At 61.2% G+C, this 20,809-nt stretch carries 21 protein-coding genes; 8 read left to right on the top strand and 13 right to left on the bottom strand.

The window, feature by feature from the left end; genetic code table 11:
* Nucleotides 1-16: 16 nt before the first annotated feature.
* From fabD to mltG, 5 genes are all read left to right on the top strand, one after another.
* Nucleotides 17-988, top strand: coding sequence for an ACP S-malonyltransferase (gene fabD / locus C0V97_RS01755; protein ID WP_127100138.1), 972 nt, complete (start codon nucleotides 17-19; stop codon nucleotides 986-988).
* Between the two features lie 19 nt (nucleotides 989-1,007).
* On the top strand, nucleotides 1,008-1,748 hold the full coding sequence (gene fabG, locus C0V97_RS01750) for a 3-oxoacyl-[acyl-carrier-protein] reductase (protein ID WP_127100136.1): 741 nt from the start codon (nucleotides 1,008-1,010) through the stop codon (nucleotides 1,746-1,748).
* A 241-nt stretch (nucleotides 1,749-1,989) separates the two neighbouring features.
* On the top strand, nucleotides 1,990-2,229 hold the full coding sequence (locus tag C0V97_RS01745) for an acyl carrier protein (RefSeq protein WP_023978090.1): 240 nt from the start codon (nucleotides 1,990-1,992) through the stop codon (nucleotides 2,227-2,229).
* A gap of 169 nt (nucleotides 2,230-2,398) precedes the next feature.
* Nucleotides 2,399-3,661 carry a beta-ketoacyl-ACP synthase II gene (gene fabF, locus C0V97_RS01740; RefSeq protein ID WP_370264834.1) on the top strand — a complete coding sequence of 421 codons (1,263 nt, stop codon included), beginning with the start codon at nucleotides 2,399-2,401 and terminating at the stop codon, nucleotides 3,659-3,661.
* 16 nt (nucleotides 3,662-3,677) lie between these two features.
* A complete protein-coding gene (mltG, locus tag C0V97_RS01735; protein ID WP_127100132.1) occupies nucleotides 3,678-4,688 on the top strand; it encodes an endolytic transglycosylase MltG in 1,011 nt (336 codons plus the stop codon).
* Nucleotides 4,689-4,819: 131 nt separating this feature from the next.
* On the opposite strand, the gene C0V97_RS01730 is transcribed toward mltG, so the two are convergent.
* From C0V97_RS01730 to C0V97_RS01720, 3 genes are all read right to left on the bottom strand, one after another.
* Entirely contained in the window at nucleotides 4,820-5,677 is an 858-nt protein-coding gene (locus C0V97_RS01730; RefSeq protein WP_127100130.1) for a lipid-binding SYLF domain-containing protein, read from the bottom strand.
* A 173-nt stretch (nucleotides 5,678-5,850) separates the two neighbouring features.
* On the bottom strand, nucleotides 5,851-6,645 hold the full coding sequence (locus tag C0V97_RS01725) for an inositol monophosphatase family protein (protein ID WP_127100128.1): 795 nt from the start codon (nucleotides 6,643-6,645) through the stop codon (nucleotides 5,851-5,853).
* An 11-nt stretch (nucleotides 6,646-6,656) separates the two neighbouring features.
* Nucleotides 6,657-7,229 (bottom strand): MmcB family DNA repair protein, encoded by a 573-nt coding sequence (locus C0V97_RS01720; protein ID WP_127100126.1) that lies wholly within the window; start codon nucleotides 7,227-7,229, stop codon nucleotides 6,657-6,659.
* 58 nt (nucleotides 7,230-7,287) lie between these two features.
* Here C0V97_RS01720 and C0V97_RS01715 point away from each other — a divergent pair, with 58 nt between their 5' ends.
* Complete coding sequence (locus C0V97_RS01715) at nucleotides 7,288-7,614, top strand: hypothetical protein (RefSeq protein WP_127100124.1); 327 nt, start codon at nucleotides 7,288-7,290, stop codon at nucleotides 7,612-7,614.
* Here the strand turns inward: C0V97_RS01715 and C0V97_RS01710 are convergent.
* The 6 genes from C0V97_RS01710 to C0V97_RS01685 all read right to left on the bottom strand — a co-directional run bounded on the left by C0V97_RS01710 (nucleotide 7,588) and on the right by C0V97_RS01685 (nucleotide 13,420).
* Nucleotides 7,588-8,661 (bottom strand): glycosyltransferase family 4 protein, encoded by a 1,074-nt coding sequence (locus tag C0V97_RS01710; RefSeq protein ID WP_127100122.1) that lies wholly within the window; start codon nucleotides 8,659-8,661, stop codon nucleotides 7,588-7,590. The genes C0V97_RS01715 and C0V97_RS01710 overlap by 27 nt on opposite strands.
* On the bottom strand, nucleotides 8,658-9,416 hold the full coding sequence (locus C0V97_RS01705) for a nucleotidyltransferase family protein (RefSeq protein ID WP_127100120.1): 759 nt from the start codon (nucleotides 9,414-9,416) through the stop codon (nucleotides 8,658-8,660). The genes C0V97_RS01710 and C0V97_RS01705 overlap by 4 nt, the downstream gene beginning before the upstream one ends.
* The gene (locus C0V97_RS01700) at nucleotides 9,413-10,132 is read right to left on the bottom strand and encodes a sterol desaturase family protein (protein ID WP_233581941.1); all 720 of its coding nucleotides are present in this window, start codon (nucleotides 10,130-10,132) and stop codon (nucleotides 9,413-9,415) included. Before C0V97_RS01700 ends, C0V97_RS01705 begins: the two co-directional genes overlap by 4 nt.
* A gap of 104 nt (nucleotides 10,133-10,236) precedes the next feature.
* Entirely contained in the window at nucleotides 10,237-11,331 is a 1,095-nt protein-coding gene (locus C0V97_RS01695) for an LptF/LptG family permease (protein WP_127100116.1), read from the bottom strand.
* The gene (locus C0V97_RS01690; RefSeq protein WP_127100114.1) at nucleotides 11,328-12,518 is read right to left on the bottom strand and encodes an LptF/LptG family permease; all 1,191 of its coding nucleotides are present in this window, start codon (nucleotides 12,516-12,518) and stop codon (nucleotides 11,328-11,330) included. The genes C0V97_RS01695 and C0V97_RS01690 overlap by 4 nt, the downstream gene beginning before the upstream one ends.
* The gene (locus C0V97_RS01685; RefSeq protein ID WP_127100112.1) at nucleotides 12,518-13,420 is read right to left on the bottom strand and encodes a metallophosphoesterase; all 903 of its coding nucleotides are present in this window, start codon (nucleotides 13,418-13,420) and stop codon (nucleotides 12,518-12,520) included. The genes C0V97_RS01690 and C0V97_RS01685 overlap by 1 nt, the downstream gene beginning before the upstream one ends.
* A 167-nt stretch (nucleotides 13,421-13,587) precedes the next feature.
* Between C0V97_RS01685 and C0V97_RS01680 the strand changes: the two genes are divergently transcribed.
* Together C0V97_RS01680 and C0V97_RS01675 are read left to right on the top strand one after the other, a co-directional pair.
* Nucleotides 13,588-14,547, top strand: a complete 960-nt coding sequence (locus tag C0V97_RS01680) for a diacylglycerol kinase family protein (protein WP_127100110.1) — start codon at nucleotides 13,588-13,590, stop codon at nucleotides 14,545-14,547.
* A complete protein-coding gene (locus tag C0V97_RS01675) occupies nucleotides 14,540-15,520 on the top strand; it encodes a hypothetical protein (protein WP_127100108.1) in 981 nt (326 codons plus the stop codon). The genes C0V97_RS01680 and C0V97_RS01675 overlap by 8 nt, the downstream gene beginning before the upstream one ends.
* A 65-nt stretch (nucleotides 15,521-15,585) precedes the next feature.
* Here the strand turns inward: C0V97_RS01675 and spt are convergent, their stop codons facing one another.
* From spt to C0V97_RS01655, 4 genes are all read right to left on the bottom strand, one after another.
* Nucleotides 15,586-16,779 carry a serine palmitoyltransferase gene (gene spt / locus C0V97_RS01670; protein ID WP_127100106.1) on the bottom strand — a complete coding sequence of 398 codons (1,194 nt, stop codon included), beginning with the start codon at nucleotides 16,777-16,779 and terminating at the stop codon, nucleotides 15,586-15,588.
* The gene (locus C0V97_RS01665; RefSeq protein ID WP_127100104.1) at nucleotides 16,776-17,036 is read right to left on the bottom strand and encodes an acyl carrier protein; all 261 of its coding nucleotides are present in this window, start codon (nucleotides 17,034-17,036) and stop codon (nucleotides 16,776-16,778) included. The genes spt and C0V97_RS01665 overlap by 4 nt, the downstream gene beginning before the upstream one ends.
* 167 nt (nucleotides 17,037-17,203) lie before the next feature.
* Entirely contained in the window at nucleotides 17,204-18,943 is a 1,740-nt protein-coding gene (locus tag C0V97_RS01660; protein ID WP_127100102.1) for a fatty acyl-AMP ligase, read from the bottom strand.
* An 81-nt stretch (nucleotides 18,944-19,024) separates the two neighbouring features.
* On the bottom strand, nucleotides 19,025-20,155 hold the full coding sequence (locus C0V97_RS01655) for a CDP-glycerol glycerophosphotransferase family protein (RefSeq protein ID WP_127100699.1): 1,131 nt from the start codon (nucleotides 20,153-20,155) through the stop codon (nucleotides 19,025-19,027).
* Nucleotides 20,156-20,809: the final 654 nt, after the last annotated feature.

Genomic DNA, 20,809 nt, shown 5'->3' with positions numbered 1-20,809 from the left:
GGATGAAAAAGAGCCGATGTCAGTGCATGCATTCGTGTTTCCGGGGCAGGGGAGCCAGTCCATCGGGATGGGGCAGGGCCTCTACGAGGCTTTTCCGGCAGCGCGTGAAGTCTTTCAGGAAGTCGATGATGCGCTGGGCGAGCATCTGTCGAAGCTGATCTTTGCCGGTGAGGCGTCAGAGCTGACACGCACCGAAAACACGCAGCCGGCTCTGATGGCGGTGTCTCTGGCGACTGTGCGTGTCCTCGAAAGCGAGGGTGGTTTCAGCTTGTCGGACAAGGCAACGGTGGTGGCCGGGCATTCTCTTGGTGAGTACTCGGCCCTTGCGGCTGCCGGAGCCCTCGGGATTGCCCAGACTGCCAGATTGCTGCGTTTGCGTGGCCTCGCCATGCAGGAAGCCGTGCCAGCGGGTGAAGGGGGTATGGCAGCTCTTCTGGGCGTCGAGGCCGAACTCGCTCACGAGATCTGCGCCGAGGCGGCCCGACTGAGCATCGAGGGTGAGGCGGATCGCCATGAAACGATCGAGCTCGCCAATGATAATGGTGGTGGTCAGATCGTGGTTTCGGGTCGCTTGTCTGCGGTCGAGCGCGCGATCGCGCTGGCCAAGGCGAAGGGTGTGAAGCGTGCCGTGATGCTGCCTGTTTCCGCCCCGTTCCATTCCTCTCTCATGGGTTCTGCAGCAGAGCGTATGGCTGAGGCGCTGGCACGCGCCGAGATCGCAACACCGCTCATTCCGGTCATCACGAACGTGACGGCGGGCAAGAATACCGATGCCACACGTATTCCGGAATTGCTGGTTCAGCAGGTGACGGGCTCGGTACGCTGGCGCGAGAGTGTGCTGGCCATGGCGGCCATGGGCGTGACCTCGCAGGTTGAACTCGGCGCCGGCAAGGTGCTGACGGGTCTGGTGAGGCGTATCGCCCCAGATATGACCGCGCGCAATGCGGGGACCCCTGAGGAAATCGAGGCGCTGCTGCGTGACCTCTGAAAGCGTGGAGAAGAGAACAATGTTCAATCTTGAAGGAAAAACCGCCCTTGTAACCGGAGCTTCCGGTGGTCTGGGCGCGGCCATCGCCCGCGCGCTGCACGCGCAGGGCGCCGAACTGGTCCTGTCGGGAACGCGTGAGGCCGCGCTTGCCGAAGTGGCAGCCACTCTTGGTGAGCGGGTGCATGTCTGCGCCGCCAATCTCTCCAAGGGAGAAGAGGCCGACGCTTTGGTGGGCAAGGCGGAAGCGCTTCTGGGCAAGCCGTTGGATATCCTGGTCAATAATGCAGGTCTCACGCGAGACGGCCTGATCATCCGTATGAAGGATGATGACTGGTCGCAGGTCATGACCGTGGATCTCGAATCCCCGTTCCGTCTGTGCCGTGCGGCGCTCAAGGGGATGCTGCGCCGTCGCGCCGGTCGCATCATCAATATCGCTTCCATCGTGGGCGTGACCGGCAATGGTGGTCAGGCAAATTATTCTGCAGCCAAGGCTGGCATGATCGGCATGACCAAGTCGCTCGCGCAGGAGACCGGCTCGCGTGGGGTCACGGTCAATGTGATCGCGCCGGGCTTTGTCGAGACGGCGATGACGGCCGTTCTGCCAGAGGCTCAGCGTGACAAGCTGCTTGGGTCCATTCCGCTCGGACGCATGGGCAAGCCCGAGGATATTGCCGCCGCCGTGGTCTATCTGGCGTCTGAAGAGGCTGGCTGGGTGACGGGCATGACCATGAACGTCAATGGTGGCATGGCCATGCCATAAGGGCATCGGTTCCTCGCGCACGCAAAGCTTGGCGTGTGAGGGTAAACCATGCTAAGCGCCCGCTGCTTCGTCCGAAGCGTGGGCAACATGGCCCGCCGGGGCCCGATCTTCGGTCCGCGATTCAGAGCACTGGCCGTGAGCGCCGCCTCTGGAGTAAAGACGGGGACCGACTGGGCAACCAGACGGATGGTAAACAGTTTCGAACCGCCCGAATTGCCGGGCACACAGGAAGCCAGAACAGATGAGCGAAATCGCCGATAAGGTTAAGAAAATCGTTGTTGAGCATCTCGGCGTTGAAGAGAGCAAGGTGACCCCTGACGCTTCCTTCATCGACGACCTCGGCGCTGACAGCCTCGACACGGTTGAGCTGGTCATGGCGTTCGAAGAAGCCTTCAGCGTCGAAATCCCCGAAGATGCCGCCGAGAAGATCGCGACCGTCAAGGACGCCATCGACTACATCGAAAAGCAGAAGGCCGCCTGATCCGGCTGCATCGGGTATACTGACCCGATGCAATGATCTTTCTCCGGCTCCCCCTTTCAGCGGAGCCGGGACATACGACGAGATTGACAGCCTCTCCCCTTTGGCAGCCGCCGGGAGAAGGCCTTTATGACTGGAGCTTCGTCCGCCCATGATGGCAAACCTATCGGCAATGAAAGAAAGACGCGTCGTCGTCACCGGTATGGGGCTTGTCACGCCACTGGCGGTGGGCGTGGAACAGACGTGGCAACGTCTTATCGCCGGACAGACCGGCATTGGTCGCATCACCAGCTTCGACCCAAGCGATCTCCCGGCCCATGTGGCGGGTGAGGTACCCGAGGGACCGACGGCAGAAGGTGGCCTGACGCTGTCCGACTGGGTTCCGACGAAGGACCAGAAGAAGATGGATCGCTTTATCCATCTTGGCATGGCGGCTGCCATCCAGGCCGTAGAGGATTCCGGCTGGAAGCCTGAAACCGAGGAAGACCGTTGCGCAACCGGCGTGATGATCGGCTCGGGTATCGGTGGTCTGCAGACGATCTACGACGCCTCGCTCACCGTGGCGAGCGGCAAGGCGCGGCGCCTGTCACCGTTCTTCATCCCTTCTGCCCTGATCAACCTGATCTCGGGTCATGTCTCAATTCGCTATGGTTTCAAGGGACCGAACCACTCGGCCGTAACCGCTTGCGCGACGGGTGTGCACGCGATTGGTGACGCAACCCGTCTCATCATGCTCGGCGATGCTGATGTCATGATCGCTGGGGGTGCTGAAGCTGCCGTTTGCCCGCTCGGTATTGCCGGGTTCTCCTCGGCTCGTGCGCTCTCGACGAGCTTCAACGAGACGCCGGAAAAGGCCTCGCGCCCCTGGGACCGTGATCGCGACGGTTTTGTCATGGGCGAGGGCTCGGGCATTGTGGTGCTCGAGGAGTACGAGCACGCCAAGGCGCGTGGCGCGAAGATCTATGGCGAAATCATCGGCTATGGCCTCTCGGGCGATGCCCATCACATCACGGCGCCTGCCGAGGGTCATGAGGGTGCGTTTCGTGCCATGACGGCGGCTTTGCGTTCGGCTGGTATCAGCCCGGCGGATATCGACTACGTCAATGCGCACGGCACCTCCACCATGGCAGATGATCTGGAACTCGATGCGGTTGAGCGCTTCTTCGGCGCGGACGCGAAGAGTGTGGCCATGTCCTCTACAAAATCCGCTACAGGGCATCTCCTGGGTGCGGCGGGTTCGGTCGAGGCCATGTTCTCGATGCTTGCCATTCGTGACAACGTGGCGCCCCCGACGCTCAATCTGGACAACCCGGCGCGTGAGAGCGTGATCGACCGCGTGGCCCATGAGGCCCAGCAGCGCAAGATCAACATCGCTCTCTCCAACAGCTTCGGTTTCGGCGGCACGAATGCCAGCCTGATCGTCAAGGGCGTCTGATCCACGGAATGCGGGCATGAAGCGAGTCGTTCTTGCCCTCTTCCTTCTTCTTGTTCTGAGCACGGCGGGGTGCGCGGGCTGGACCTGGTCCTACGCGCGCCGAACCGGGCCGCTCGCAGTAGCGACCGATCACGTCGTGCCTCACGGCAGCACTGCACATATCGCCCATGATCTCGCGTTGGCGCAGATCATTCCCCCGGGGCGTATCTCCGAATTCCAGTTCCGCCTGATTACGAGGCTGACGACGACGCAAGGCGCGCTCCATGCCGCCGAGCTGCATTTCCCGGCTGGTGCTTCGGTGCTCGACGTGTTGGCGATCCTGCGTCATGCGCCACCGGTCCGGCACTTTCTCACGATCCCTGAAGGACGTACGGCCCGGCAGATCGCGTTGATATTGGGTGAGGCCCCGCTGCTTACGGGGCCCTTGCCCCCGCTCGCGGAAGGCGCAATCCTGCCTCAGACCCTTGCTTACGAACGGGGTACGCCGCGTGCGCAGATCGCACTGCGCCTTGAGACGCTCATGAGACAGACCCTCGCGCGTGTCTGGGCCCAGCGTGATCCATCGATCGGCCTTGCCTCTCCCGAACAGCTTCTGATCCTTGCCTCGATTGTTGAGCGGGAGACGGGGGTGAATGCCGAGCGGCCCATGGTGGCCCGCGTGTTCCTGAATCGTCTGGGGCAGAATATGAAGCTGCAATCAGACCCGACAGCCATCTATGACCTGAGCGAGGGGTTGGGAGTGCTGGATCATGGCGTGACCCATGACGAGCTGCATCGTCCGGGCCCGCATAATACCTATGTTGTCGATGGCCTTCCCGAGGGTCCTATCTGTTCACCGGGTGTGGCCGCACTGGAGGCGGTCGCGCATCCCGCGCAGGGCGATATGCTGTATTTCGTGGCGGATGGGACAGGGGGGCATGGATTCTCGCATGATCTGCGCGAGCATAATCAGCGTGTTGAGGCGCTCAGAACGATGAAATCCGCGCATGCTGCGAAGCCGAAGACCGTAGCGCCCGCCCATCCGTGACGTTCTGAGCAGGAGGCGTTTCCGGCATCGCCAAGGCGCTCCTGAATGATGGACCGGCCTCGAAGAAAGACGTATCAGTTCGACGCGCGACGCTCAGGGGGCGGTAATCCCCCGGAGCGCCGCTAGATCCCCTATTTGGGCGCAGCGAGTGACTCGCTCTTGATGGCTCCATGAGACTGGCTCGAGAAGGATTTGTGGCTGTCGTAATTGGCAGGGTAGGGGCTGGAGCCCACCGCGCTGCCTGACGTTGCTGCTGCCGTCGTGGCGGGTGTGGTGGTGGTTTGCGGCGTACTGCCCTGTTGCTGAACCACCTGCATAAGGATGCGGCGCAACGGGTCGGCGCCCGTGTTGTTCACGCGCATTGAGATCACGATATCTTCGGGACCCACTGGCTGGTTGTAGAACGCCCGGTTGGATCCGCTGTCGATAGTCAGCTTCGAACCGCCAAGCGAGGCGCCTGCGAACAGTCCCGATGACTTCTGAAGCGCGAGAATATCCGTGTTCGAGGCGCCAGCCGATCCGCTCTCGATCCCGCTTCCCATATTAGCGAATGAGGCCGAAGCCCCGGCGCTGAACTTGAATTGACTGTCGAGGAGTGCCTGAAGTCCGCGATCGGACATCACGAAGAACATGAGCTCCGAGCTCTCCACTCCAAGCTGAATCCCCATAGAGGCTGAGCTGAGCGTGTAGAAGGCGGGGTCCGACCAGGAGCCGCGCGCGTCGCGCGAGAGCAGGAGGCATCCGCCGCCTGCACCGCCGAAGACGATCGACATGCGAAACACCGAGGGACACACCATGACAGCGCGCGCCTTGGCGAGATAACGCTGCGCGCGGGAATTGGGGTTCGTACCCTGAAAGATGTCCTGTACGGCAAGCGTTGCCCGATCGACCAGCGCCTGCTGCTTCGATGCGGCCACGGCGGGAAGGGCGGTCAGGCCCGATGCCAGAAGTACCGTCGAGGCGACGAGTCGGCGGGGGAAAGAAACCATGAGTATCTGGGCCTCGTATCTGGATCCGTCAGGGGAAACCTAGCCGTGACGGGTAATTATGGCGTGAGAATGGTGGGGCAGGGTGGCCCTTAACGCGCGATGCGTAAAGAGCCGCGGCGCGGCGTCCCGGGATCATTCAAGGCGAAACCTTCCCCCCAATGGGGCTGTGTTGCTCAGAGCAGTTCCATGCCCGCCGCATGGGCGATGGGCTCGGCTACGCCGGGCGCGGCCGCCAGAATGGAGATACATCCTGTCATCCCGCCATCGCGCAGGAAAGGCGAGACCCGGGCCCCGCTCTCATGCAGCAATACGAGCGCTGCCGCCACGTCCCAGAGATTGATGGCGATTTCGAGATAGCCATCGCAGCGTCCCGAGGCGACATCGGCCAGAGCCAGGGCTCCACAGGCGCCCGTGCGGGGGGCGATACCGAGCTCCAGAAAGGCCTTGGAGAGATTGGCAAAGGTTTCGGGCGAAACCTTTGCGCTCCACCCCATTTCGACCATGGCGCTTCTGGTGTCGTCCACGGGTGAGGCTTTGAGCGCCCGACCGTTCATCCACGCGCCCACACCGCGCTGCGCCGTGTAGATTTCTCCCAGAGCCGGGGCATTGATCACACCCGCCACCGGGATGTTGCCCTGCATCAGACCAAGCGAGACACACCAGCGTTCACGACCACGAGCATAATTGGAGGTGCCGTCGATCGGATCGATCACCCAGGTCAGGCCTCCCTGTCTCTGGCGACCGCCTTCCTCGCCCATGAACCCATCCTCAGGGAAAAGGGTTTCGAGGCGTTTTGAAACCAGTGCCTCCACCGCCATGTCGGCTTCGGTCACGTAATCCTGCAGGCCCTTGGTCGTGCCGACCGGACCTCCCGGTGGCGGCCTCATTGCCATGGCCAGAGCAGCGGCATCGGCCACGACGGCGCGCGCCACTTCCAGACGTTGGGCAATCAGGCGTTGATCGGTCATGCAGGAACTCCTTAGTCAACACGTCTCGCCGCGCGAAGAGAGGCCGTCATGGCGGGATCTTCAAGGGCCATGAGGCGCAAGGCGGCGCCATGGCCGAAAAGCTGCATCAGCGTCTTTCGGCGGGCGGCCGCCAGCTTGATGAGCGGCGCATCGCGTATCATCGCACATTCCGGCAGGATGGTTGAGGGGCTTTCCGGCAGATGGGCGATGAAGAGTCCGACATCTTCCGGGATCAGCTCACGGGGGAAATTCTGGTCCACGGCAAAATAAAGCCTGTCACACCAGGCACGATATTCCGGCCATTTCCTGTCACTCAGGTAGTCGCGCGGGCCAGATTTGATCTCGATGCAGTGCAGTTCCCCGCTCTGGGTGAGGGCCATGACATCGGCACGTCTGCCTGCTGCGGGAAGGGAGAATTCATTCACACAAGCCCAGCGCATGGTCCGGCAAAGGCCAAGCACGGCTCGTCTGATCGCGAACTGGGTTTCTGGCAGGGAGAGCGCGGGGGAATTGGCTTCCGCTGCGTCCCCCGCCTTCGCGCTGTCTGCGGCAAAAGCATGTGTGGGGCGATCGGGAGGTTGCATCTTCTGCGCGTGCCTTTATCCAACGAAGACATGACCGTGACCGGGTTGGGAGAGAAACTTGCCGGATAAACGTGACAGAGCTGATCAGGTTACTTCCCTTTCCCGCTGGTTGCAGCGCGAGAAGGCGTTGAGCTGCGCCCTTCTGGGGGTGATCGTCTTTGTGCTGGGTTATCTCTGCGGGCATCTGGACGAGCGTCTGCACTTCGCCCTGGATGTGGTCGCGCTCGGTGCATTTGCTGCGGCGGCCTTTCTCGAGCGACAGGCCGCTCCCAGAATGGTCTGGATCTTGCTTCTCGTCGCTTGCGTCATTTTTGCCCAGATGGATTTCCGGCTTTCCAGCGCGCTTTCGCAGCCTCGCTCAGAGGGTGCTTTCGAGGCGCGCTAGGATTTCCCGACCCCGCCGGTCGAAGGATGCGGCGTCAAAGCGTGAGAGAACACGCTCGCGCCCCGTCGCTCCCATGGCAGAAAGGCGCGCGGGCGCACGCAGGAGTTCGGCCATGGCAAGAGCGAGGGAGTCGGAATCATTTGGCGGGACGATGCGGCCACAGGATTCTGTGATCGTATGGGGCAGTTCACCCGCCTCCGATGCGATGACCGGTACGCCGCAAAGCAGCGCTTCATGGGCGGCGAGGCACAGCCCCTCCCACTGGGATGGCTGGACGTAGATCTGCAGGCTTGAGAGAAATTCCTTGGGGTCGGCATTATAGCCATCGAGGATCACGGGCAGACGATCACGCGCAATCAGCTCTGCCAGCCGGTCGCGTTCCTCACCCTCGCCAGCGATATGCACTTCGAACTCCGGCAGCCCCTCTATCTTGCCAAGCAACCGTACGGCCGCGCAGAGCACGTCATAGCCCTTGACCGGATGCAGGCGTCCGAGACTGCCTATTCTAATCGGGCCGCCCTCCGACCACGGGACCGCTATCGGGAAATCGTGGCTCGCGCGGAATATCGGCCAGCAGGTAAGCTTGCTCGGGGGAAGTCCCAGCTTGCGCTCGGTTTCCAATTCAACGCAGGTCGAGTCAGCAATCCAAAGTCTCGAGAGCCCGCGCATCAGGCGCAGCAGCCGGGCATTGGCGGGTTTGAGCCGCGAAGAGTGCTGCCAACTCACCACGGGCAGGCGGCGGCGCAATCCGACCAGCTGACCCAGAAGCGTTGCACGCGTAAGGGAAGTCCAGATCAGGTCAGGCTTCTGCTCGCCGATTTCGCGGTTTAGCCAGAGCAGAGCGGCAAGGTGGTCCTTGCGACCGCCTTCGCGCACATGAACGGTCAAGCCCGCCTGAAGCATGGGCTTGATGGCGCGCCCGTCGCGCCTGGTCAGCGCGAGAACGATCACTTCATGACCGTTTTCACGCATGACCTGCGTAATCGCGGGAACCGGCAGGGCTGCGCCGCCGCCCTCCACGGAGTTGATGACGTAAGCGATCTTCATGCGCGCTTGGACAGACGGGTTTCGACGAGGTCGAGATCGAGGGGCTTGTCGACATCCACGGCAGCCCAACCATCATCGATCGGGATCAGGGCCACATGCGCGCCTGTAATCCGGCGCACGCGCCCCGTAAGCTGAGTGCTTGTCAAACGACGGAACGCAGCGCGCAGGAGCGTCATGAGACCCAGGGTCCGCGCCATTTTGAGCGGATGCTTGCGGTCGCGCTCAAGCGACTGCCAGAGCGTGATCACGGCACGCGCCCTCGTGTTTCGGAGCAGGAACAGGTTGCAGCCCGAAAAGCTCATGTCACGCAACGGGATGTAGGTTCGCTTCGTGTGCGGGACATCGCGCTCGATCGTCTGACGCAAGGCGACCCCGACTGCCAGATCGCAGTCAGTCGCTTCGGCCGCTTCGAGGAAGCGCCTGATCCATTCTGTTTCAAGAAGGGGATGATCGGCAGTGGTAATCAGCAAAGGCGTACCCAACTCATCCAGCGCGAGGGCCACACTGCCACTGGGCCCCCTGGCTGTGGGGAGGCAGGTGAACGTGGGTGCCAGTGGCTCCAGAGCCTGGGGCGTCTCGATGCTCACATAGAGCGGGCCGAGCTCCGGTACGGACGAAAGCGTTTCGAGCACATGATCGATCATCGGGCGCCCTGCTACCGGGAGCAGGGCCTTGTGGGCCACATGACCGTGCCGGGCGAGTGGGTCCTGTGCCCCATCGCGCGACCCGGCAAGAACGAGAACGGGCAAGGTCACGGGGCTGTGCTGCCTCGCCTTGCGCCGTCGGGCCGCTGCTTGGGCGGTGCTCCCGTGCGTTTCATGACCCAGGGATACCGCTGCGCCTCATCCAGATCATAGCCGAGATCGAACACATGGGCGCTGCGGGGACGGGCGCGGGCATCCTTGTAGAAGCTGCCGAAGAGCCGGTCGGCAGCGTAATTGGTAATCCCGTAATTGCCATCTTCGTCGTGGAAATGATGCAGCACGTGCAGTTGCTTGATCTTGGCCACCCAGGCCCAGCGCGGCTTGTAGGCGAGATGCTGGATGCAGTGGAAGAACTCGTAGATGCAGGTCATGACCAGTCCGGTCGAAAGCGCGGCAAAAGCGGCGCTTTCCCCGCCAATGGCCCAGCCAATGGGCATGACGATGATGGCAATGGTCGGAATGGTATTGAGGGGCGAACCGAACAGTACGTCCAGCAGATGCGGATCCTGATGATGGTCGAAATGGACGCGCTTCCAGAGCGAGGCTGTCAGCGGATTACGGTAAAGCCAGCGGCCATGAAGGATAAAGCGATGGATGGCGTACCAGGCGAAAGGATAGATCGCGACGACCAGAAGGATGGTCACGAGCGTTCCTGTTGCCTGCGGCCCCAGATAGAGCGCCATGCCTGCCGAGGCGAGGATAAGGGCAAAATAGAGCAGGATGGTGGGATAGGTGAGATACGCCATCCAGAGATGCGGAAGGCTCATCTTGCCGAGGTCGAAGCTTCGTCCCGTGCGCAGGGTGCCCTGGTTTTTTCGGGCGTTCCAGAAGGCGCGCCAGAAGCCCTCCGGTTGATCAGAATTGAGCGTGCTCATTTCTCTTCCATCTTCACGATCCATGCCCCTCCTAGGAGGAATGCCAGGGCGGGAGGCGCCATGACGGCAACGAGTGCGGGCAAGGTTCCCGCGTTGCCAAGAGCCTGTATCAGGCCTTGCAGTACGATGAAACCAAAACCGGCCGCGAGAGCCGCGATTGGCAGAAAGCTGCGCGTACCGGCGCGCGGCGGGATATAGATGACCGGCAGCGCCATGAGGAGCATGGCGCATAGGGAAACCGGCAGGACGAAAGGCGCAAAGAGCGCCATGCGATAGGTCGCCTTGGGCAGGCTCGAAGCACCGCCCCGATGTAATATGGACCAGAGAGTGCCGAATGAAAGGGTCGGGTAGTTCTGGGACAGCTGAATGATCGTATCCGGCGTGATACTGCGGGGCAGCAGCACCACATTCGCGCGTCTCTCGATTTCAACCCGGTTGCTCTTGAGTGTCAGGCTGCGCACGGCGCCCGCCCTCCACCCCGAAGCGGCGTCATAAACGAGCTCCGGAGCGGTATCTGTGGCGACGAGATCGCCGCCAGTGATGCGGTGGTACAGACCCACTTTCTGAATGCGCTGTCCGCCCTCGCTGAAGCTGTCGATATGCACGACATTGCCTTCGGCGTGAAACCAGAATCCGTGACCGCTCCCCGCAGCTTTCGGGTCTGTCCGGTTCCACCATTTGGCAAGCGCCAGTTCGGTGCGCGGTGCGACGATTTCCTGCGTGGTTATCCCCGCGAGGCTGATGATTCCGATGGCGGGCAGGAGCAGGCGCAGCAGGCGACGCGTGGAAAGACCCGTTGCCCGCAAGCTCGCCATTTCACTATTTAGGGTCATCTGCATCAGGAGGAACAAGGCGCCGATCAACGTGCTGAGCGGCAAGGTCTGCACGGCGAGGCTGGGCAGGCGCAGCAGGGCATAATGCGCCATACCGAGAGCGCCAAGATGACGCTCAAGAATAGGTGTGGTCATCTCCAGAAGCCCAAGGATTTCGAGCATGGAGACGAGAATGGCGCCGCAAAGCACGGTCCGGCTGAGCAGGGAGCGCGTAAGATGCGTGAGAAGAACGGAGCGTCCCGCCTGGGGAGGGGTCATGGCGTCGCTCCCGTTTCACGGAGCGGAATGGCCTTGCGGCGCAGCCAGGAACCGCGTGAGCGCCGGAAGATCGAGGCGAGGCAGATCGTGCAGAACAGGATCTCGGGGAGCCATATCGCATAGAAGCCGCGCATGCGCCCCGTCGCGATCAGCCCGTGCCCGAATTGAAGCATGTGATCGAACCCGACCAGAATTAGTGCCAGTGCGATCAGTCCGATGATGGGCCTGCGGCGTTTCGCTCCGATGGCGAGTGCAACGGCAAGAGGCGGAATGAAGGGGATGGCGAGCGCACGGGCGAGCCGGAAATCAAGTTCTGCACGGAGGCTGGAACGCGAGATGCGGCTGTCATCAGGCCCCGTATCCTTCTGATGCGACGCTTCGAGTTGGGTTGCCAGTTCCACGAGGGTGAGTTCGCGCTCATCGATGCCTCGAGAGCGAAAAGCTTCCGTGTCATGGCCCTGATCGAAGGTGCGCATGGAATGCGCAAAGCGTGTCTGGGTAGCCTTGTTACTGTCATCGCGCGGGTCATACACGATCAGCCCGTCCCACAGATCCAGGCGCGTCTGCTTGAGCGATGGAACGGCCGTCACCAGCCCTCGATGCGCGGTGATGATACGCACGGCGCCGTTGGCCTCGCGCTGCCGGATGAAAACCTCATGCAGAACGGTGCCATTCTGCGTGACGCGGTCAGCTGTGAGCATCGAATCGCCAGAGGTCGTGGCAAACATGCCGGCCTGCAGATGCGGCGCCCAGCCCGAATGCGCGGCATAGTAGAAGCCTGACCTGAAATCATAGCGCGCGACGGGTTGGATATAGCCATAGAGCAGAATGCTGCCGAACCCAAGACAAACACCTGCCCACATATAAGGCCGTGCAATACGCAGGAGGGACACGCCACTCGCCATGAGCGCGTCGATCTCGTTATTGTCGCTCATGCGCCTGATGATCAGGAAGACGCTGACACAAAGTGCGGCGGGCAGGGCGAGCCCCAGGTAATGGGGGAGGAGATCTGTCAGCAGAGCGACGAAGGTGGCGAGAGAACTTCCCTCCGCCGCGAGATCGTCGAACAGCACCAGAAGCCGTTCGAGCAGGAGTGCTGCCAGCACAGCGGCGAGAGACACGATGAAGGGGGGCAGGAGCTGGGCAAGCAGATAGCGGTCCAGGGTCGGGAAATGAGGGAGGCGCATCAGCGGTGTCCGCCTTGGACATACCATTGCCGGTGACGACTGCAGCGCCATCCATCACGCTGCGTATATTGCCTTGTAGTCAGGTCAATCTCCCATCCGTTCTCCCGCCGCGTGACGGCGATCCGGTTCCAGCCACTATGGCGCCAGGGGCGCGAGGAAAGCAAAGATGCCGAGGGAACACCGATCAGGGGAATGGTGCTGCCCGGAACGGTCGCGAGCGTCGCGTTATGAGAGTGCCCATGCAGTACGCAGGCTGCACCATGGTGCGCGATAATCCGCGCAACGGCACGATGGTCGAGCAGGGATTTGCGCCAGGGCACAAGACCTGGACGCGGCGGATGATGGATCATCACGATCCGGCAGCAGGCGCGGGTAGAATCGAGCAGCATTGCAAGTCGATCGGCCTGTGCCTTGCCAACACGGCCACAAGCCATGAAAGGAGGGGTAGGAAGTGCGCTGTTCACGCCGATGATCGCCAGATCACCCGCCCTCACGAGATAAGGAAAATCGTCCGAGGCGGTTTGATCCATCCATTCTGCCCATTGGCTCACTGTACCGGGCCAGTCGCGCGCAACCATCGCGTCGTGATTGCCCGGCACCACAAGCATGCGCGGTGCCTGCGCGCGCATCCAGGCGGCCGCGGCTTCGAACTCATGGGCAAGGCCGAAATTGGTCAGATCACCCGTGTTGAGGATCAGGGCCGGTCGGGCGGCTTCGATATCGTGGCATACGGCTTCACTCAGCGCCGGGAGGTGATGATGCTGTCGGTGGCGCTTCCAGGACGCGACACTCAGAGCACGCTTGTTCAGGAAGTGACGCCATGAGGGCAGGGGAGACGGGGGCGGGAGATGCACGTCGGAGAGATGCGCCAGGACCACAGATGCTGTTTCAGTCAGGGCCATCGGCTTCTCTCTCCCTTGCGATTGGCTCGAGGCCGAGAACGGCAAAATCCAAAAATGACCAATCGGTTTCTGGTCCCGCTGCCTAAGTCATGCTATGGCGCCGCGCAAGGCGGACCCCCGATGTTCCGTCGGGCTGAAGGGAAGACCGTAACATAAATGATACTGCCTTGCGCCTAGCCCTCATTCACAACCCGCGCAGTCGCAAGAACCGACGGGATGGCACAAGATTTGCGACCCTCGCGCGCCAACTCCTTGGCGAGGGATTTCTGGTGCCCGCCTCTCATGAAGAGATGATGGAGATGGTGGCCTCCCTTGCCCGTCGCAATGTGAGGCTCATCGCGATCAATGGTGGTGATGGCACCGTCAGCGACGTAATGACGGCCGTAGCACGCTGCTATCCTGCCGACGCCCTGCCGGAGCTGGCCATTTTCCCATCGGGTAATACCAACCTCATCGCGCAGGATATCGGCTTCTCGCGCCGTGGGGTCGAGGCCCTCAGGCAGCTCTGCCAGAAGCACGAGACACTGCCACGCACGAAGCGTCGCCCCCTCGAGATCTCCTGGCCGGAAGGCGAGCACGAAACCCGTCTGGGCATGTTCCAGGGGAGCTCGGGATATGCGCGCGCCATTGCCATAGCGCACTCGCCGCATGTCCTGCGCTATGCACCGCATAACCTCGCTGTCGCGGTGACGCTGATCGGTGCTTTCGGAAGCCTGCTCTGGCGGCGGCAGCGTGAGACATGGCTTGCGGGTGATCGCCTGACGCTTGAAAGCGATGGCGAGGTTTTGGCCGATGGTCACAGTTTCCTCCTGCTCTCAACAGCGCTCCAGCGCCTCAATCTGGGTATCTGGCCCTTCTGGAACACAGGCAGGGCGCGGACGGGTGGCCTGCATTTTCTTCATGTGGGTGCCCATCCCGCCCGCCTGCTTCAGGCGACGTGGTCTTTGCTGCGTGGTCGCGCGCCCTCCTGGCTGCGCGAGAGCCGCGATTATTCGAGCGGCCGGGCAGGGGAACTCATCGTGACCTGCAAAGGCGATTTTGTATTGGATGGCGAGCGTTTTGCTCCGGGTGCCAGCAATCGGATCAAGCTTTCCGAAGGGCCGGAATTCGGCTTCATCCATGACTGAGCCTCGAAATGCCTCCGCCTCCGGGCTCAGGGCCGAGGCGCGTCGGCAGTTGGACGAGACTCTGATTGCCGAGCTGACGACGCCGGTGGATCCTCGGCTGCACGCGCTTGTCAGGGCAATTCTTGGTGGCAGGCGCGCTCTCGCGGTGCTGTTCTACGGGTCGGGACTGAGGCAGTTCGATCCGGACGGGGTTTTCGATTTCTATATCATCCTTGATCGTCTGACAGACTGGCCAGCCGGGAACCTCGCCCGTCTGGGCAATGCGGTTCTGCCGCCCAATGTCTTCTACGCCGAGCATGAGATTGAAGGGGTAACTTTGCGCGCCAAGGTGGCCCTGCTCACGTGCGCACAATTCAGGGCGGGGTCTTCACCCCGTGCCATGGACACCACGCTCTGGGCACGTTTCTGTCAGCCGGTACGCCTCGTCTGGGTGAGCGGGCCTGACGTTGCCGATTCTGTCCTGCAGATCCTGCGTGACTGCGTTGTAACAGCGTCTGGCTGGGCGGCACGCCTCGCAACGGGGCCGTACTCAGCTCAGGGCTGGTGGGAGGCCCTGTTCCGCCGGACCTATCGTGCCGAACTGAGAGTCGAGAATGCTAGTCGTGGTGCGGCCATTCTTGCGGGGCAGGAGGCCCGTTACGAAGCCCTGCTGCGTCCTGCCTGGGATCTTTGCGGACTCTCTCATGATGGTACCGATGCGGCGCTCGTGCCTCATCTTTCTGCAGCGCAACGCCGGCGCGCAGAACGTCGCTGGGTGCGCATGGCACAACGCGGGCGCTGGCGGAACGTGGCGCGTCTGATCAAGGCCGCCTTCACATTCAAAAATGGGGCGGCCTATCTCGCCTGGAAGATAGAGCGTCATAGCGGCTTTCAGTTGAGGCTTTCCAGCTTCGAGGCTCGCCATCCACTACTCTGTCTCCCTGTGCTGCTATGGCGTGCGCGCAGTATCTTTCTGCGCGGCATGAGGGGATAGAAAAGGGGAAGGAGCCATTGGCCCTTCCCCTTTCTTCAATCTGGTCGACGGGTTGTCTCCCGCGCTCAGCCCAGTACCTCGCTCTTGACCTGAGCGAAGACGGACAGTGCACGATGGATTTCCTCTCTCGTGTGCACGGCCATCACCGAGCAGCGCAGAAGCGGATGCTCGTCCGGTGTCGCCGGGGGAAGGGAGAGATTGACGTAGACGCCGAGCTCGAGCAGGCGATTCCAGAAAGCGAGAGCTTGCTCGACCGTTTGCAGGGTGACGGCCACAACCGGGCTGACATGCGGGCTCGTATTGAGACCCAGAGCATGCAGACCATGATTGAGCTGCTCGGCATTGGCGTAAAGCTGCTTGCGCAGTTCAGGGCGCGCTTGCATCTCGTCGAGAGCAGCCAGCGTCGCGGCGATGATTTCGGGCGGAAGCGAGGCTGTGAACATGTAAGGGCGCGAGCACAGGCGGATGAGCTCGAGACCGTCGAGGTTTGAAACGCAATACCCGCCTACCGTGCCAAGGCTCTTCGAGAACGTGCCGACGACGAAATCGACATCGTCCTCACAGCCGTCGCGCTCGGCCACGCCGCGGCCATTCTCCCCCAGAACGCCGAAGGAATGGGCTTCATCCGCGAGCAGATAGGCGCCATGCTTCTTCTTGACCTCGGCGAATTCGCGCATTGGCGCGACATTGCCAGTCATTGAATAGATGCCTTCGACCACCACGAGCTTGGCGCCCTGGTGATCCTTCAGCCGCGCGAGGCGACGATCGAGATCAGCGGGATCGTTATGACGGAAGCGGATGACCTGCGCATATCCGAGGCGGCTCGCATCATAAATGCTTGCGTGGCTGTCGGCATCGAGAAGCAGCACGTCATCCTTGCCAGCCAGCGCCGAGATCGCGCCGAGATTGGCCTGATATCCGGTCGAGAAAATCATGCAATGGCGACGACGGAAGACGTCAGCGAGACGCATTTCGAGCTTGCGATGCAGGGCGAAGGTACCGTTCGCAATACGGGAGCCGGTCGTACCGACGCCCTCACGACGGACGGTATCAATGGCTGCATCGGCTGCGGCTTTGGACTGGCTCAGGCCAAGATAGTTATTGGTGCCGAACAGAAGCGTTTCGCGCCCTTCGATCAGGCCGACCGTCGCTGAAACCGGATGGTCGATGATCACGCCAAACGGGTTGCGCGGAGAATGGGCGGTAAGCCCGGCTGCTGCAGCCTTGAGCCCCGCATATTTTGCGAAGATGTCGGTCACGAGTTTTGACCACCGGACTTGAGAGAGGCGAGGCACACGGCGAGATCATGAATGGTGCGGATATCGGCCAGCTTGTCGAGCGGGACGGACACATCGAGTTCGTCTTCGATTTCCATCACGAAGTTCATGACTGCCAGAGAGTCGAAGGCGAGATCTTCCACAATCTTGCTGTCGCCCGAGATGTCGCGGGGGACTTTCGGATTGGCGAGCAGTTTTTCAACGATCATCGATGAGATGGAGTCAACCGTATCGGCCATGGGGGATCTCCGAAATTGCACGTCAGGGCGCGGAGCGCCCTCAGATGGAGGGTCTTATGCGACAGCGGGTGTCGAATAGCCAGAGGGAGGGCGTGAACGGGGCGTAGACGTCTCAAGCTGATGCAAGAGCGGGACGGCGCAGTCAGACCTGGCGTCGTCCTGTCGGCTCATGCTGCCGTGCTGCTCGTCGTCGTCTCGAACTGACCGGCAAGGAGCATGGCCTTGGCGCGCGCGCGTGTCAGCTTGCCAGAAGAGGTCTGGGGCAGGGTATGGGGAGGTACCAGGATCACGTCAACGTCGATGCCATGCTGGCGACGGAAGAGCCCCATGGTCTCTTCTCGCAGCTTGGCGCGATCCTCTTCATTCGTCGCACGACACTGGACGAGGGCCACCACGCGTTCGCCGGCTTCTTCCTCAACAGCAAACACGGCCACATCGCGTGAGCGAAGCGAGGCGATTTCGTGTTCGGCCGACCATTCAAGATCTTGTGGCCAGATATTGCGGCCGTTGATAATGATCAGATCCTTGGCGCGCCCAGTGATCACGATCTCCCCATGGAGCATGTAGCCGAGATCGCCCGTGTTGAGCCACCCCTTGTCGTCGAGGACCTCATCCGTTTCAGGCTGGCGTCCGAAATAGCCGCGCATCAGGCTGGGTCCGCGGACGTAAACCATGCCCACATGGCGCTCCGGCAGAAGACCTCCCTTGGCATTGCGTACCTGGATGTCATGTTCAGGCAGCGCCAGACCGCAAAGAACAAACGTGCGCAATGCGTGAGACGGGTCGTCGGAAGCAGAAGCGACACCCTCGGTCTCGAGCCTGCGCAGATCAATCGTGTCGGTCTTGATGCCTGTATCGAGCGGGGCGAAACTGATCGCGAGCGTCGCCTCAGCCATGCCATAGCTGGCGACGAAGGCACGACCGTCGAAACCATAGGCTGAAAATCGCTCGGCAAAGGTTTCCAGGATATGATGGCGGATCATGTCGCCGCCGATCCCGGCAATACGCCAGCAGGAGAGATCAAGATCGCCAGAAACAGGGCGTCGTGCGCAGAGCTCGTAGCCAAAGGACGGGCTGTAGGCGATGGTGCCGCGATTGCGGCTGATCAGATCGAGCCAGACATGAGGACGGCGAGCGAACTCGCGTGTAGGCAGAAGATCGACCGTAAGCTGACAGGTCATGGGGGTGAGGAAGAAACCGACCAGCCCCATATCGTGATAGAGCGGCAACCAGGAAACGCAGCGATCGCAGGTTTCGGTCACCTGCAGCCCGTCGCGCGCGATCGCGCGCGCATTCGCCATGCCTGCCGCCTGGGTTACGGCAACGCCCATGGGGAAACGGGTGCTTCCTGAGGAAAACTGCAGATAGGAAAGATCCTGTGAGCCGATTTCGGGCAGCGCTTCCGCTGATGCCGTTAGGGCAAGCAGTTCTGCGGGAGAGCCGCCAAAAGCCAGATCGAGCCCGGCGATGATGTCGGCTGTCCAGGACCCGATCAGCTCGGGAACGATGACGGCGCGCGCGCCAGAGGCAGAGACCATACCGCGCAGCGTGGCGATATAGGCGTCGCGTCCACCGAAGGCGATGGGAAGAGGCAGGGGGGCCGGAACGAGCCCGGCATACTGGCACCCGAAGAAGATACGTGCAAAATCGCCGTCGCTCTCGGCAATGATAGCGACGCGATCGCCGCTCTTCAGGCCTGCGCCGAGCATACGGCGCGCGGTATCAAGCGCCTGCTCGCGCAGCACGCGGTAGGGGAGCGCCTCAAGAAGCTGGCCACGACCATTGTAAATGTTGAATCCCGCCGTTCCCTGCGCCGCGTAATCCAGCGCAGCGCTGAACGTCGGAAAGTCGCCATGACGGCGCTTCTGGTTCGAGGCGGTAGGAACGGGCGTTTGGTTCGGCGTCATCGTGTTGTGTCTGCTCTGCTTTTCATTCTGTCGTGGTGTCGGAATACAGGGGAAACCCCGGTCCGTGTCATGCGTATCGTGTCAGGCGGCGCTGCGCAGGTAGTCGACGATAGCGTCGGCTGCGCCCGGGGCGGTCGGGCCGTCATCGGTGAATTCGAAGGTATCTAGTATATATTGACGTTGCGCCTCAAGGAAATCGTCATGTTTTGTCACAGCAGCTTCCAGAGCGGCGGATAAACCATCGGCATTGTCCAGAACCTGACCTAGATTCCAGAAGTGATAGTTTCGATCAGCTTCCCAGCTGATCTGGTGCGCATTGAGAAACACGCAAGGGCGTGGGCGCACGAGAAATTCGGCAACCTGTGAACTGACATCGCCTAGATACAGGTCGGCTGCCATGGTGTAGGTCATGTCGATGCTGCGCGGGCTGCCCGGATCGATCAGGATATGATTGTGATGAGCAAAGCGGGAAACGAGTTGCTCCCCCTCCTGCCGGTGTTTGTCGAACAGCCTGTAGTGCGGCGCAAAGATCAGATTGTACCGATCCTGATTGGCAAAATACTGCAGGATCTGCTCGCCCATCAGCGGCCATGACGACAGCTTGGACGAGAAATGCGGGTTATAAAGGACAATCGGTCGACCGTTATCAAACAGGGCCGGGCGCGCGCGGGCCATACGCCGAACGATATCAAACTTGGCATAGGAGCCACGATAATAGCGTCCAGGGCTGATTGCCCCCTGGGAGAGGAGACGCTCTTCGATCTTCTTGCCAGAAAGCAGGACGAAATCGAACTCCTTGACGTCCCGCGCAAAACCAATTGCGCGATCGCCGGCCCCATGGCGGGTCCATATCAGGCGGGGCTTGTGAATCCCCATACGGCGTAGATAGAGCGAGGTTCGTTCGGGCACCACGATGGCCTCGAAACGGGAGAAGTAGTCCCGATTGAAAAACAGGCTCGCCAGCTTGCCAATGACGCCCGGTCCCGAATGCTCTATTCGGCGGCGAAGTATCTCGGGCATTTTCAACAGGTCAAACCGCGCCCGTGCCTGGGGGTACAAGGCGCTCAGGGTTTTCGCGTAGTCGAGATGCGCTTCAGTCGTGCACGCCACGTGCACCTCAGTGTCGGTGTGACGGGAGGCGATCTCCATGGCGATCGGCAAGGAATGCAAGGTCTGGTGAGGCTGCGCGATATATGGGAAGGCTATCTTCATCATGGTGCGGAATCAGTTACCGGTTCTGGACATGGTCGTGGAATGTCTCATCGATACTTCCCTCACGTCTCCTGCCTCATATGTCGCGGCCTGTGATTGCCGCATCGTTAAATCGCCCGCCACAGCGCTCGATTGTAATTGGCCGAGTTTTTTGTGCCTCTCTCTTGAAGTTACAAGAGAGGATATTGGAAACGTGATGATTGGATGGCTTAAATTTTGGCAATCGAGCCGAGCTCTGCTTGCCGGGATCCGTCATGGCCCCTCGGGAAAAGCGGTGCGAAACCTCTTGGTGGGCTCAGCAAAAACATCGACCCTAAATAGGTCTTTTTGGGGGCGGGGAAACAACACACGATTTGTGACGCTTCATTGCGCGCTCAGGCGTTCTGTCTCGCAAGGGAAGAAAGTTCTGTTTTTTTGAAGAATGGTGTTGACGGTGGTGTGTGTGGGGTCTAAAAGCCCGTTCACCGCAGCGGACGACGCTGGGGTGGCTGCCTGAAAGACTGAGTAAGATCAGTAGTTTAGGCAGGGTTCTTTGAAAATTGAATAGGAATGGAAGGGATATGTTGGCGGCGCTTTGGTGTTGTCTGAACCAGTGGTTCTGATGATGAGAGTGCTGACTGATTTATTCTTTTTTTTGGAAAGAACTACAGACGT

Source organism: Asaia sp. W19 (genome assembly GCF_003994335.1).
In the GTDB taxonomy this organism is placed as follows: Bacteria; Pseudomonadota; Alphaproteobacteria; order Acetobacterales; family Acetobacteraceae; genus Asaia.
This window is presented reverse-complemented; position numbering and strand designations above follow the sequence as displayed.

What these genes read in the sequence shown, in the direction of transcription:
- fabD (WP_127100138.1), top strand. Translation starts at nt 17, where the DNA reads ATGTCAGTGCATGCATTCGTGTTTCCGGGGCAGGGGAGCCAGTCCATC.
- fabG (WP_127100136.1), top strand. Translation starts at nt 1,008, where the DNA reads ATGTTCAATCTTGAAGGAAAAACCGCCCTTGTAACCGGAGCTTCCGGT.
- C0V97_RS01700 (WP_233581941.1), bottom strand. Translation starts at nt 10,132, where the DNA reads ATGAGCCTTCCGCATCTCTGGATGGCGTATCTCACCTATCCCACCATC.
- C0V97_RS01675 (WP_127100108.1), top strand. Translation starts at nt 14,540, where the DNA reads ATGACTGAGCCTCGAAATGCCTCCGCCTCCGGGCTCAGGGCCGAGGCG.
- C0V97_RS01655 (WP_127100699.1), bottom strand. Translation starts at nt 20,155, where the DNA reads ATGAAGATAGCCTTCCCATATATCGCGCAGCCTCACCAGACCTTGCAT.
- mltG (WP_127100132.1), top strand. Translation starts at nt 3,678, where the DNA reads ATGAAGCGAGTCGTTCTTGCCCTCTTCCTTCTTCTTGTTCTGAGCACG.
- C0V97_RS01720 (WP_127100126.1), bottom strand. Translation starts at nt 7,229, where the DNA reads ATGCAACCTCCCGATCGCCCCACACATGCTTTTGCCGCAGACAGCGCG.
- C0V97_RS01730 (WP_127100130.1), bottom strand. Translation starts at nt 5,677, where the DNA reads ATGGTTTCTTTCCCCCGCCGACTCGTCGCCTCGACGGTACTTCTGGCA.
- C0V97_RS01685 (WP_127100112.1), bottom strand. Translation starts at nt 13,420, where the DNA reads ATGGCCCTGACTGAAACAGCATCTGTGGTCCTGGCGCATCTCTCCGAC.
- C0V97_RS01725 (WP_127100128.1), bottom strand. Translation starts at nt 6,645, where the DNA reads ATGACCGATCAACGCCTGATTGCCCAACGTCTGGAAGTGGCGCGCGCC.
- C0V97_RS01665 (WP_127100104.1), bottom strand. Translation starts at nt 17,036, where the DNA reads ATGGCCGATACGGTTGACTCCATCTCATCGATGATCGTTGAAAAACTG.
- C0V97_RS01745 (WP_023978090.1), top strand. Translation starts at nt 1,990, where the DNA reads ATGAGCGAAATCGCCGATAAGGTTAAGAAAATCGTTGTTGAGCATCTC.
- C0V97_RS01695 (WP_127100116.1), bottom strand. Translation starts at nt 11,331, where the DNA reads ATGACCCCTCCCCAGGCGGGACGCTCCGTTCTTCTCACGCATCTTACG.
- C0V97_RS01710 (WP_127100122.1), bottom strand. Translation starts at nt 8,661, where the DNA reads ATGAAGATCGCTTACGTCATCAACTCCGTGGAGGGCGGCGGCGCAGCC.
- C0V97_RS01690 (WP_127100114.1), bottom strand. Translation starts at nt 12,518, where the DNA reads ATGCGCCTCCCTCATTTCCCGACCCTGGACCGCTATCTGCTTGCCCAG.
- C0V97_RS01660 (WP_127100102.1), bottom strand. Translation starts at nt 18,943, where the DNA reads ATGACGCCGAACCAAACGCCCGTTCCTACCGCCTCGAACCAGAAGCGC.
- fabF (WP_370264834.1), top strand. Translation starts at nt 2,399, where the DNA reads ATGAAAGAAAGACGCGTCGTCGTCACCGGTATGGGGCTTGTCACGCCA.